The 12532-nt window shown below is 46.0% G+C and carries 11 protein-coding genes; 4 read left to right on the top strand and 7 right to left on the bottom strand.

The annotated features are described in order from the left end of the window. Nucleotides 1-9: 9 nt before the first annotated feature. The 7 genes from phoR to pstS all read right to left on the bottom strand — a co-directional run bounded on the left by phoR (nt 10) and on the right by pstS (nt 7089). On the bottom strand, nt 10-1329 hold the full coding sequence (phoR, locus tag GEV47_RS02190) for a phosphate regulon sensor histidine kinase PhoR (RefSeq protein ID WP_153233065.1): 1320 nt from the start codon (nt 1327-1329) through the stop codon (nt 10-12). A 106-nt stretch (nt 1330-1435) separates the two neighbouring features. Then, a complete protein-coding gene (locus GEV47_RS02195; protein WP_153233066.1) occupies nt 1436-2125 on the bottom strand; it encodes a winged helix-turn-helix domain-containing protein in 690 nt (229 codons plus the stop codon). Nucleotides 2126-2188: 63 nt separating this feature from the next. After that, nucleotides 2189-2893 (bottom strand): phosphate signaling complex protein PhoU, encoded by a 705-nt coding sequence (gene phoU / locus GEV47_RS02200; protein ID WP_153233067.1) that lies wholly within the window; start codon nt 2891-2893, stop codon nt 2189-2191. A gap of 104 nt (nt 2894-2997) precedes the next feature. After that, entirely contained in the window at nt 2998-3783 is a 786-nt protein-coding gene (gene pstB, locus GEV47_RS02205; protein ID WP_153233068.1) for a phosphate ABC transporter ATP-binding protein PstB, read from the bottom strand. Nucleotides 3784-3891: 108 nt separating this feature from the next. Next, on the bottom strand, nt 3892-4761 hold the full coding sequence (pstA, locus tag GEV47_RS02210; RefSeq protein ID WP_153233069.1) for a phosphate ABC transporter permease PstA: 870 nt from the start codon (nt 4759-4761) through the stop codon (nt 3892-3894). Further along, nucleotides 4758-5693 (bottom strand): phosphate ABC transporter permease subunit PstC, encoded by a 936-nt coding sequence (pstC, locus tag GEV47_RS02215; protein ID WP_228124581.1) that lies wholly within the window; start codon nt 5691-5693, stop codon nt 4758-4760. The genes pstA and pstC overlap by 4 nt, the downstream gene beginning before the upstream one ends. Before the next feature lie 334 nt (nt 5694-6027). After that, a complete protein-coding gene (gene pstS, locus GEV47_RS02220; protein ID WP_407646198.1) occupies nt 6028-7089 on the bottom strand; it encodes a phosphate ABC transporter substrate-binding protein PstS in 1062 nt (353 codons plus the stop codon). 442 nt (nt 7090-7531) lie between these two features. Between pstS and ppk1 the strand changes: the two genes are divergently transcribed. The 4 genes from ppk1 (at nt 7532) to GEV47_RS02240 (ending at nt 12516) form a co-directional block, all read left to right on the top strand. After that, a complete protein-coding gene (ppk1, locus tag GEV47_RS02225; protein WP_407646199.1) occupies nt 7532-9628 on the top strand; it encodes a polyphosphate kinase 1 in 2097 nt (698 codons plus the stop codon). A 114-nt stretch (nt 9629-9742) separates the two neighbouring features. Continuing rightward, on the top strand, nt 9743-10201 hold the full coding sequence (locus tag GEV47_RS02230; protein WP_153233071.1) for a SixA phosphatase family protein: 459 nt from the start codon (nt 9743-9745) through the stop codon (nt 10199-10201). A 137-nt stretch (nt 10202-10338) separates the two neighbouring features. Next, nucleotides 10339-10944 carry a class I SAM-dependent methyltransferase gene (locus GEV47_RS02235; RefSeq protein WP_228124582.1) on the top strand — a complete coding sequence of 202 codons (606 nt, stop codon included), beginning with the start codon at nt 10339-10341 and terminating at the stop codon, nt 10942-10944. Between the two features lie 336 nt (nt 10945-11280). Beyond that, a complete protein-coding gene (locus tag GEV47_RS02240; protein WP_153233072.1) occupies nt 11281-12516 on the top strand; it encodes a polyhydroxyalkanoate depolymerase in 1236 nt (411 codons plus the stop codon). Nucleotides 12517-12532: the final 16 nt, after the last annotated feature.

The raw sequence follows: 12532 nt of genomic DNA on the forward strand, positions 1-12532 counted from the left end.
ACGTACTGCTTACTTCACATCGGCAATCTCGTCCTTTTTATCAGCCACTATTGTTGCCGGTAGACGTGCCGTAAATGTGCTGCCTTTACCAGCTTCCGAATCAATTCCTAAAGAGCCGCCGTGACGTAATAAAACATGCTTAACGATAGCCAGTCCCAATCCCGTACCTTGCGTTTCACGTGAGCGACTTTTATCTACACGATAAAAACGTTCTGTCAGCCGTGAAATATGTTCTGGGCTAAAACCAATACCAGAGTCACGCACTATCAATTGCGGGCCGGTTGCCGTGCCTTGCCAAAGCAAATCAATTGTGCCGCCGGCGGGTGTGTAACGGATCGCGTTTGAAACCAGATTATTAAAGGCACTACGCAATTCATCGGCACTGCCGTTAATATCAGGTCCATCTATCCGTAAAGTGAATTTGTGATTGCCTGCAGAAAGAAGCTCGGCTTCCTGCAAAATATTTTTCAACATAGCCTCAATATGCACGAGCTCTGGCCGCATTGGATAATCAATCGACTCCAGGCGCGTCAATGTCAGCATATCGCCAATCAGATTTTGCATGCGCTGGCCCTGCTCTATCATCATGGTGAGATGACCTTCGCGCACTTTCGCATCTAGTTCTGGATGCGCCTGGGCGATCTCCAGAAAGCCATTAATCACTGTTAATGGCGTCCGCAGCTCATGCGATGCGTTAGCGATGAAATCTCGCCGCATCATATCTATTCTTTGGGATTCGGTCGCATCATGCGTCACCAAAATTTGCCGGCGATTTTCAAAGGGAATAATTTGCACGATCAATTTACGTTCACGCAAAGTCAGTGTGAGCGGTTGATCGTAACGTCCGAGAATAATGTAATCAATGAAATCCGGCGTGCGTATCAAATTGGTAACGCGCATTCCTTTGTCTCGCTCATGCTGCAAACCAAGATGACGTTCCGCAGCCGGATTGCACCATTCCAGAAATAGCACGTCATCCATGATGACTACGCCGTCTGGTAACAAATGCATGGCCTGGCGAAAACGCGCCAGCCATTCCGATAACTCGGCCTGATTTTTTTCGTCATCGCGTCGCAAGCGATACAAGCGAGAAAAAATATCTGTCCATGCACCCCAGCCATCAGGCAGTTTTTCACTACGCGGATAATTTAACCAACCGCTCAAACGGAATAAATAATGAAGCTGCACACAGACTGCGACCGTCATACAAAGCAAACCGAACAGCAGGCCCGGTACTGCGCCAAAAATAAACCACAAAACAGCTGACGCAACAAAAATCAACAATATCCGCAATGCTGCAGGTATCCAGAATAAAACTTGTGGATTCATAAATGATGATTTAGAAAGTGCGTAGAAAAAGTGCAGAAAGAATGCATGAAATAAGTGTGCCCTATTTCATGTGCAAAGGAAAGGAATGCTAAGTACGGCTAAAAACTTATTTAGCCGATAGCATATAACCAACACTACGCACCGTGCGTATCAGATGCTCCGATTCGCGCAATGCTTTACGCAGGCGCAATACATGCACATCTACCGTACGCTCTTCAATAACCACATGATCGCCCCATACTTTATCGAGCAATTGGCTACGAGAGAAAACCCGATCAGGATTAGCCATGAAAAATTTTAACAGTCGATATTCTGCGTGACCAATTTCAATTTTTTGATCGTTCATCGCCACAGTGCAGCTTGCCAAATCAAGTGTCACGCCACCTGCAGACAAAATATCCGATACTTGCTCAGGGTTTTTACGACGTAATAACGCTTTGACACGTGAGGTTAACTCTCGTGGTGAGAATGGCTTGGTCATGTAATCATCAGCGCCATTATCCAAGCCGGAAATTTTATCTTCTTCCATGCTTTTTGCCGTCAACATCATGACCAGCAACGCCTGCCATTGCCGTTCCGCGCGCAATCGCGATAAGAAACGCAAACCACTTTGGTCAGGCAACATCCAATCCAGCAGTACTAAGTCTGGCATACGGCGCGAGATGGCATCCCATCCGTCGGCAGCAGTGTGCACTACAGTGGAATGCCAACCAGCTTCTGAAATTGTATAGTCGATCAATTTTGCAATTGATGGTTCGTCTTCAATAATCAAAATAGATGTTTTATCAGAAAGCATGGTTGCCCGTAGAAGTGACCAGTATCAATTGCAAAACTTAGTTGTAAGGTTCAATTGCAAAACTCATGCACCAGAATCAATTTGAGTCGCTGCATAATCGGTATGCCGAATATCTTTTCCCTCGACGATATAGATGACGTATTCAGCAATATTTTTTGCATGATCCCCAATACGTTCAATCGCTTTTGCAACCCAAAGTGTATCCATCGCTGCAGAAATCGTACGCGGATCTTCCATCATGTAAGTGATGACATTGCGCATAATGAAACCAAAATCCTTGTCGATCACATCATCATGCTTAATCAATTGAATGGCTTCTTTCTCATCCAATCGTGCCAACGCATCCAACGCATTGTGTAGCTGATCCATCGCGCCATCGGCAATCACATGCACAGTTTCAAAATGATTGATCGTAGAAAGTCCGCGCTTGTGCAACTGAATGGCGATGCGCGCGATCTTGGCAGCTTCGTCACCGACGCGTTCCAAATCCGTAATTACCTTGATGGTTGCCATCACAGTGCGTAAATCGTTGGCGGTCGGTTGCCGGCGCACGATTAAATGACTACATGCGTTATCAAGTTCGATTTCCATATGATTAACTTGCACATCATCTTTGATGATGCGCTCGCCAATCTCTACATTCCCACTACGAAACACCTCAATCGCATCTTGAAACTGCTTCTCCACCAAACCGCCCATTAACAGCACTTTAGAACGGATAGTCTCCAAGTCTGCGTCGTATTGTTTTGAAGAATGTTCGCCGGTCATCTGATTATTCCTTACAGTTTTATACGTTATTTTTAATTTATTGCTGGCGGCTTATGCATGTGTCTTATCCAGGTGTGACGAAGACATATTGCGGAAGCCCCAAATTAGCCAAAGCGACCAGTAATGTAATCCTGCGTCTCTTTGCGCCCAGGATTCATGAAAATCTGATCGGTTTCACCAAACTCTACCAATTCACCCAAGTACATATAGGCGGTGTAATCCGAGCAACGTGCAGCTTGCTGCATGTTATGCGTGACGATAGCGATGGTGTAATCCTGCTTGAGCTCAGTAATCAGTTCTTCAACTTTGGCAGTTGAAATCGGGTCCAGAGCCGATGTTGGCTCATCCAACAATAAAACGTCTGGACGCACCGCAACACTACGTGCAATACACAAACGCTGTTGCTGACCACCAGATAAACTGAGGCCACTTTTATTTAATTTATCTTTCACTTCGCCCCACAATGCCGCCTTGGTCAATGCCCATTCAACGCGCTCATCCATTTCGCCTTTAGGCAAATTTTCATAAAGACGAATACCGAAAGCGATGTTCTCGTAGATCGACATAGGAAATGGCGTCGGCTTTTGAAACACCATGCCAACCTTGGCGCGCAACATATTCACGTCTTGTCCGGCTTCCAGAATATTACGTCCGGCGTACAGAATTTTTCCTTCTGCTCGTTGCCCCGGATACAGGTCATACATTCGGTTCAAGGTGCGCAGCAAAGTCGATTTACCACAACCAGAAGGGCCAATGAAAGCGGTTACCTTCTTTTCATTGATATGCAGATTGATGTCTTTCAAGCCTTGAAAATGACCATAGAAAAAATTCAGGTTCGCAATTTCTATGGTTGGCTGTTTATGCATGGTTTGGTGTGTTTGAGTCATCATGACAATCACTGTAAGTAATTCGGTAAGTAACCCCGTATAAATAATTACGCGAGATTACTAACTGGTTAATTCGGTCGTTCTAAGCGAAAAATAATGTCTTTATTTCTTCTAGCCGGGTACTTTTTGGCTAAACATCGTGCGCGCTAAAATATTCAGGATCAATACGCCTAAAGTAATCAACAAGGCGCCAGCCCACGCCAATGAAACCCAATTATCGTAGGGGCTGTTGGCAAATTGATTGATCACACCCGGTAAATTGGCGATCGGTTTATTCATGTTGGTGCTGAAAAATTGATTATTGAGCGCCGTGAATAACAATGGTGCAGTTTCACCGGCAATACGTGCCACTGCCAACAAAATACCGGTTACCACACCAGCCTTAACCGCACGCAAACGTATCATCAGCGCCACTTTCCAGCGAGGCGCTCCTAGTGAGAATGCGGCTTCACGCAAACTGCCCGGTACCAATTTCAACATGTTATCGGTGGTTCGCACGACCACTGGTACTGCAATCAATGACAATGCAATTGTTCCTGCCCAACCGGAGAAATGCCCTATGCGTGCAACATAAATCGCATACACAAACAAACCGATCACAATTGAAGGGGCAGACAACATGATGTCGGTCACAAAACGAGTGATTTGCGCCAGTTTGCTTTCTTCGCCGTATTCGGCCAGATAGATCCCGGCCAAAATACCGATCGGCGTACTAATCAATGTCGCCAAACCTACCAACATTAAACTACCGACGATAGGGTTAAGCAAACCGCCGCCTTCATCACCGGGCGCCGGGGTATTGTGTGTGAATAAAGCCAGATTCATGGCGCCGATGCCTTTGGTAAAAAGCGTTACCAAAATCCAGGCTAATACCAGCAAGCCAAATGCCATTGCCAAAAATGACAGCAACATGCCGAACTTGTGCATCAAAAGACGTTTGCGATAAACCTTGTTTACCGGTTGATTTATGCTTGAATTCATGACTTGGTACCTTCCTTACGAGACATTCCCATCAACATAAGTTTTGCTGCCGACAATACCAGGAAGGTAATCACAAACAGAATTAAGCCCAGCGCAAACAAGGCTGAAACATGCAGCGTCGAAGATGCTTCGGCAATTTCGTTAGCCAGAGTTGATGCAATACTATTACCTGCGCCGAATAAGGAGGTTGATAAACGATGTGAATTACCGATCACAAAAGTCACAGCCATCGTTTCGCCCAAAGCGCGACCAAGGCCCAGCATGACGCCACCAACCACGCCTGTTTTGGCATAAGGCAGCACTACTTTGCGCACCACTTCCCAGCGGGTGCAACCTAAGCCGTATGCAGATTCTTTTAGTACTGCCGGAACCACTTCAAATACATCGCGCATGACAGAGGCGATGAACGGAATAATCATGATTGCCAAAATCAAACCGGCAGTCAAAAGGCCAATCCCCATTTGCGGACCGGCGAACAAGAAACCTATTCCAGGAACCTGACCCAAGGTATTTGCCAGAGCAGGTTGCACATATTCGGCAAATAAAGGCGCAAATACGAACAAACCCCAAATCCCGTAAATAATACTTGGCACACCGGCTAGCAGCTCGACTGCGGAGCCAAGCACGCGGCGTAAATTAGTCGGGCAAATCTCGGTAAGAAAAAGCGCAATACCAAAGCTGATAGGAAATGCGATTAACAGCGCGATGAATGACGTCACCAGCGTGCCAAAAATGGCAATCATGGCACCGTAATGGTCGTTGACCGGATCCCATTCAACGCTGATAATAAATCCCGGACCAAATTCTTTAAATACCGGCCAGGCGCCGATGGCGAGTGAAACGATGATGCCGACCAGTACCAACAGCACCAGCAGCGAAAACAGTAAAGTTACTTTGTGAAATAAAAAGTCCTGCATGCGTTGTTTACGCATGACTGCATGCAAAGCATGCTGCAACAAACCTTCCTGTTCAGCATCGCTGTGGCTGGCTGCGTTGTTTGTTGTACTTGAAGGAGCTTGTGCCATAACAGGAATATTTGCACTCATGAATAGCTATTATCCGATGAAAAATTGAGCTAGAGCGCGCTGTATTTGGAAAATGCATGCATGCTCCTACACCGCGGCATCTACTGTTGTACTGTAGACGAATTCGACAGCTTTAGCTGCGTCATAAATTCGCAATAAAATCTTCTTGCAGCAAACGTAAAAACAGGATGAGCGAGTTTAAAGCTGAACTTTAGAACCCACCCATCCTATCTTTATAGCATTACCAGATAGCTTTACCAGCTGTATCTGTAATTTCTTTTTTCCATGCATCAGTTACCAACTTGACAACTGACTCAGGCAGAGCAACGTAATCCAATTCTGTCGCAGCTGCACCGCCATTTTTATAAGCCCAGTCAAAGAACTTCAAGACTTCTTTACCTTTAGCTGCATCAGCTTGCGTTTTGTGCAACAAGATGAAAGTAGCGCTAGTGATAGGCCAGCTTGTTTTTCCAGCAGCGTCAGTGAAGTCAACTGCGAAACCTGGTGTTTTCGCCCAATCAGCGCCAGCAGCTGCGGCTTTGAATGTTGCGTCATCAGGTTGTACGAAACCGCCATCGCGATTTTTCAACTGAGTGTGGGAAAGTTTGTTCTTTTTAGCATAAGCGTATTCAACGTAACCAATCGTGCCTTTGATCTTCATCACGTTTGCAGCTACGCCTTCATTACCTTTTGCGCCGATACCGACAGGCCATTTAACTGCAGTACCTGCACCAACGCCAGTTTTGAAGTCAGGGCTGGATTTTGACAAATAGCTAGTGAATACGAATGAAGTACCCGATGCATCAGCACGATATACGACTGTGATATCGCTAGCTGGCAGTTTCACGCCTGGATTCAGTGCAACGATTTCCGGTGCATTCCACTTGCTGATTTTACCAAGATAAATTTCGGCAATGACAGCGCCAGTCAGTTTCAATTGGCCTGGTGCGACACCTTCCAAATTCACTACTGGTACAACGCCGCCCATCACTGCAGGGAATTGCATGAGCTTGCCTTTTTCCAGATCTTCAACCTTCAAAGGCATGTCTGAGGCGCCAAAATCAACAGTGCTTGCGTTGATTTGCTTGATACCACCGCCGGAGCCAATGGACTGATAATTCAGACTATTGCCAGTTGATGCCTTATAGGCTTCAGCCCATTTTGCATAAATTGGATAAGGAAAAGATGCGCCAGCACCAGTAATCTCAGCCGCGTTTACAGCAGGAGCTGCTGATACTGCAAAAGTTGCGCCTAATGCAAGAACTACAGCCGAAAAATATTTATTCATACGCAAAGTATTCATTCCCATTCTTTACTCCCTAATTAAAAACTACTGAAAAGTGGGCTGTGCAAAATGTAAATGATGGCGGCGGCGACATTTGCAATTTTGCACTTCCTTAAAGACAGGCGAAACTGTAACTAAGATTTATGACAGGTTTGTGACGGCAAGTAAACTTTGAAACATTTCTGAAAACCATAAAACAACATGGAAATACTTTCACTTTTATCGCCAAGATGTCATATTAGATTCACATAAGCCACCTACTATGACGGCTATTAATAAATAGCCATCAAGATTTATGACAAAAAAAAATAAGCCAGAAGAAGCCGTTGAGCAAGTTGCCGAAGCTACTCCGCCTAAAGAGCGGACGACTCGCAAGAAAGCCAATCTCGACATTAATCCGGCGCATTTAAAGCAAGTTGCCGAAACTGCACTACCCAAAGAGCGGGCGACTCGCAAGAAAATGAATCTTGACGTTAATCCGGTCTATTTGAATCGTGAGCTGTCGCTGCTTGCATTTAATCGGCGCGTGTTATCCCAGGCAGAACAGCACCATATTCCGTTACTAGAGCGCTTGCGCTATCTATGTATCGCCAGTAACAATCTTGATGAGTTTTTTGAAGTCCGCATTGCCAGCTTGCTTGCCAGTGGTCGCGCAGATGGCCTTACCGATGACAGCCCTGCTTTAATCGAAGCATTGCAATTGACCAGCGTGGAATGCCATCAGTTAGTTGATCGACAATATTCCATCCTCAATAAAGAAGTGCTGCCGCAGCTATCGGCCAACGGCATTCATCTGCTGAGCGATGGAAATCGGAGTGAAGCGCAAAGGTCATGGGTTAAATCCTTTTTTGAACAAGAAATACGACCTCTGCTGACGCCTATCGGCCTTGACCCTGCCCACCCTTTCCCTCAGGTAGTTAACAAAAGTCTTAATTTCATTGTCGAAATGTCAGGCAAGAATGCATTTGGACGTCACACATCCATTGCCATCATCAAGGTTCCTCGCGTCTTGCCACGCGTAATACGGATGCCTGACTCGTTATCCCCACATGGGATTTCCTTTTGCCTGCTCTCCTCTATCATTCATGCGCATATTCATGAGTTATTCAGTGGCCGCGAAGTGCTTTCTTATTCACAATTTCGGGTTACCAGAAACAGTGATTTATGGGTCGACGAAGAAGAGGTCAAAAATCTGCGCCAAGCTCTGCAAAGCGAATTGCAAAGCCGACAGTTTGGGGTTGCCGTACGTTTGGAAGTAGCAAAAAACAGCCCGGCACATTTGTCCGATTTTCTGCTCAATCAATTTGCGATTGCGCCCAATCGTTTATATGCGGTAGATGGTCCAGTCAATTTGGTGCGATTATCAGAAATGATTGACCAGATTTCACAGCCAAACTTGCGCTTCCCTCCTTTTGCGCAAGGACACCCAGCTTATTTGACATCGTCGACAGCCGAAGACATTTTTTCTCAGTTGAAAAAAAGAGACATCCTACTGCATCATCCGTTTCAATCGTTTCAACCGGTCGTCGACTTCATTCTCAGCGCCGCGCACTGCCCTGATGTGCTAGCAATCAAACAGACCATTTATAGAACGGGAATGAACTCTGATTTGATGGAGGCGTTGATCTTCGCTGCCAAACGCGGCAAAGAGGTCACTGTCATCGTTGAATTAATGGCGCGCTTCGATGAAGAAGCCAATATTAACTGGGCCGATAAATTAGAACGCGCTGGTGCGCAAGTGGTATACGGCGTGGTTGGTTTAAAAACACATGCCAAGCTTGCCCTGGTGATTCGTCGGGAGCGCGATAAAGACGGTCTCGGCATGCTGTGTTATTACGCCCATCTGGGGACCGGTAACTATCACCCCAACACCACCAAGTTATATACAGACTTTGGTTTGTTGACTGCGAATCAAAAACTGGCGATGGAAGTCAATGAAGTATTCATGCACTTGACCAGTTTGACCAAACCGAAAAAGATGGATTATCTCTGGCTTGCGCCATTTGCATTGCAAAAAGAAATCATCCGCGCAATTCAAAATGAAACCGAGATCGCGAAACAAGGCCATCCCGCTCATATCATCGCGAAAATGAATGCGCTTTTAGATGAGTCGGTCATCCGCGCGTTGTATGCCGCTTCGGCCGAGGGTGTCAAAATTGATTTAATCGTGCGCGGTGCTTGCGCTTTGCGTCCCGGCGTGCCGGGATTATCTGAAAATATCAAAGTCCGCTCTATTATTGGCCGCTTTCTGGAACACACGCGCATTTACTATTTCCGCAATAAATTGCAAAACGATGTGTATCTTGCCAGCGCCGATTGGATGAACCGTAATCTTTTCAGGCGGATTGAAGTAGCGTTCCCGGTATTGGATAAAACCCTTAAAAAGCGTGTTATTGAAGAAGGTCTATCGTTCTATATGAAAGACAATACTGATGCCTGGGAATTGCATTCTGACGGAAATTGGCGTAAATGTAAGCCACGTACGCGCCAGGCAGCGTTTAATGCGCAACAACATTTGATGGCATTATTAGGAGCGGAGTCAAAAACGCATTTATAACCCGTCACCCGGTTTAAGTAAGCCCACAAAACTGTTTAAACCGCTTCGACGCCAGCTAGAGGCACAACAAACGATCAACAGTTACGCGGACTTACTTAGTAACGAGAGAAAATCATGGAACTAATTCTATGGCGGCACGCCGAAGCGGAAATCGGCGAACCAGACGAAGGTCGTGCCTTGACGAGCAAAGGCCACAAACAGGCGTGGAAGATGGCCAATTGGTTAGACCATAATCTTCCCACTACCTGCAAAATTCTCTGCAGCCCCACCAAGCGCACTATACAAACCGCTGAAGCGCTAGGTCGCAAATTTAAGATTCATACTGATCTAGCACCTGACTGCACCCCACAACAATTACTGACCGCTGCCAATTGGCCGGATGGACGCGAACCTGTCCTCATCATTGGCCATCAACCGACCTTGGGGCAAACCGCTGCTTTACTGATTGCGGATTCCATGCAAAACTGGTCCATCCGCAAGAGTAATGTCTGGTGGATTGCACAACGAGAGCGTGGTGATCTGGCAAGCACTTATTTAAAAGCGGTCATGACGCCCGACTTAATTACCAAGTAATGACTAAGTGATCGCTGTGTGTTTTACTGAAATCAATGCAGTAATGAACTTGAACATTGTTGCTTATTGCTTATTGATTTTGTTAGCGACTTAAAAACACACGACTAACCGCGGTTAAGGGATACCTTTTCATGATGATGCTTAGTTCAGGCTATATGCAGCGCATTGCTGGTTACGTAAAAAATTCAGTACCATGGTTATTCGCACAAGAATTCTTCAACAAGCCCCGCGCTTTGGGAGCTGTCTGGCCGAGCTCTGATCGCCTTGCCTGGCGCATGGCGGCGCATGTACCAGAAAATGGCCATGGATTAGTCATAGAGCTAGGCGGCGGCACCGGTGCCGTTACCAAAGCATTACTAGAGCGCGGCATCGCAGTTGAGCGCTTATTGGTTATTGAGCGCTCCCCACTCTTCGTACAACACCTGCGTCAGCGCTTCCCGCATGTGACTATCGTGCTCGGCGACGCCGCGCAATTAGCCGATCTGCTACCCGCCAATACGCATATCGACGCCATCGTCTCCAGCCTGCCGCTACGCTCACTCCCCACTCACGAAGCTAAAGCTATCCTTGCGCAATGGCAGCGTGCACTCGCTGCGCGCGGCATATTAATTCAATTCACCTACGATTTACGCGCCATGCATAATCGCGTTCTGGTCGACTTCGTCGAACGCGCCAGCGATATAGTCTGGGCCAATTTCCCTCCCGCTCGGGTCGCCGCTTTTGAGTTCTCAAAAAATCGATAAGCACTCTTATAGCCGCTAATTTTCTTAATCTTCGACCACGAACTGCTTGAACATTTCCCTATAGGAAATTTTTAATACCAGTCGTACAATAGTGCATTTGTAACTTGAAATTTACTGTTACTTTTATTGCAAAACAACACTTGAAGTTAATGCATGCATTCAACTGCCAAGCCCCGACTTGCGGCTATCTTGGTTGTTTTAGAATTATTAAATTATGTTAAATGCACAAATTCATAGCACTTAACTCGAGTGGATCAGTTAGAATAAGACCAATGCTGCGTTGCACAATTAGCATTTTTTAAGCCAACCCGGCAAAGAGTCATCGAAGAGGTTTACATGCTGTATCAAATTCACGAACTTAATCGCTCATTGTTTGGCCCGCTAATTCAGTTCGCTGAAACTAGCGCCAAACTGTTTACGAACCCAATTTCGCCATTGGCTCATACGCCTTTTGCGCAGCGTATCGGTGCGGGCTATGAACTGCTATATCGTTTGGGTAAAGATTATGAAAAGCCAGCATTCGATATTCAAACAACGCTAGTCAACGGTAAAGAAGTTGCCATCAACGAAGAAATCTCCGTTACTAAGCCATTTTGCCGTCTGTTGCATTTCAAAAAGAATTTAAGCGACAAAGAAATTAGCGCGCTCAAACAGCCGACCGTCTTGTTAGTAGCACCGCTTTCCGGTCACCATGCCACTTTATTACGCGACACAGTACGTGGCTTGTTGCCGGATCACGACGTCTATATCACCGATTGGCTTGATGCTCGTATGGTGCCGGTGGAAGCTGGTGACTTCCATTTGCATGATTACATCTACTATGTACAAGAATTCATTCGTTTGCTTGGCCCTGATCTGCATGTGATATCAGTTTGCCAGCCTACCGTCCCGGTATTGGCGGCTATTTCTTTAATGGCCAGTGAAAAAGATGCAAAACTACCTAAAAGTATGACCATGATGGGTGGTCCGATTGACCCGCGCGTATCGCCAACGGAAGTAGATAATCTCGCTACTGAAAAGCCTTATAGCTGGTTTGAAAATACGGTGATCTATAGCGTTCCGGCAAACTACCCTGGCTTTGGGCGGAAAGTCTATCCTGGCTTCTTGCAACATGCAGGATTCATTGCAATGAATCCTAATCGTCATGCGCAAAGTCACTGGGATTTTTATATGCACTTGCGGGAAGGCGATGATGAGTCTGCTGAAAATCATCGCAAATTTTACAATGACTACAATGCCGTACTCGACATGACCTCAGACTATTATCTTGAAACCATTAAAACGGTGTTTCAGGATTTCAGTCTGCCATTAGGCACTTGGGAAGTAGAAGGAAAGTTAGTGAAACCGCAAGACATTAAGAGTGTCGCGCTGTTCACGATTGAAGGTGAACTGGACGACATCTCTGGTATAGGTCAAACCAAAGCGGCCCATGATTTGTGCTCATCCATTCCAAAAGCAAAAAAACGTCATTACATGGCAGAGAAATGTGGTCACTACGGCATATTCTCAGGCCGTCGCTGGCGCGAAATGGTGGCCCCAAAAATTGCAGAGTTCATTAAAGAGAATAATTAATAACACGCAGAGTTTC

This window comes from Glaciimonas soli, assembly GCF_009497155.1.
GTDB lineage: Bacteria > Pseudomonadota > Gammaproteobacteria > Burkholderiales > Burkholderiaceae_D > Glaciimonas > Glaciimonas soli.

Coding starts and splice junctions, on each gene's coding strand:
- phoR (WP_153233065.1), bottom strand. CDS start 1,329: ATGAATCCACAAGTTTTATTCTGGATACCTGCAGCATTGCGGATATTG.
- GEV47_RS02195 (WP_153233066.1), bottom strand. CDS start 2,125: ATGCTTTCTGATAAAACATCTATTTTGATTATTGAAGACGAACCATCA.
- phoU (WP_153233067.1), bottom strand. CDS start 2,893: ATGACCGGCGAACATTCTTCAAAACAATACGACGCAGACTTGGAGACT.
- pstB (WP_153233068.1), bottom strand. CDS start 3,783: ATGATGACTCAAACACACCAAACCATGCATAAACAGCCAACCATAGAA.
- pstA (WP_153233069.1), bottom strand. CDS start 4,761: ATGAATTCAAGCATAAATCAACCGGTAAACAAGGTTTATCGCAAACGT.
- pstC (WP_228124581.1), bottom strand. CDS start 5,693: ATGCGTAAACAACGCATGCAGGACTTTTTATTTCACAAAGTAACTTTA.
- pstS (WP_407646198.1), bottom strand. CDS start 7,089: ATGAATACTTTGCGTATGAATAAATATTTTTCGGCTGTAGTTCTTGCA.
- ppk1 (WP_407646199.1), top strand. CDS start 7,532: ATGAATCTTGACGTTAATCCGGTCTATTTGAATCGTGAGCTGTCGCTG.
- GEV47_RS02230 (WP_153233071.1), top strand. CDS start 9,743: ATGGAACTAATTCTATGGCGGCACGCCGAAGCGGAAATCGGCGAACCA.
- GEV47_RS02235 (WP_228124582.1), top strand. CDS start 10,339: ATGCTTAGTTCAGGCTATATGCAGCGCATTGCTGGTTACGTAAAAAAT.
- GEV47_RS02240 (WP_153233072.1), top strand. CDS start 11,281: ATGCTGTATCAAATTCACGAACTTAATCGCTCATTGTTTGGCCCGCTA.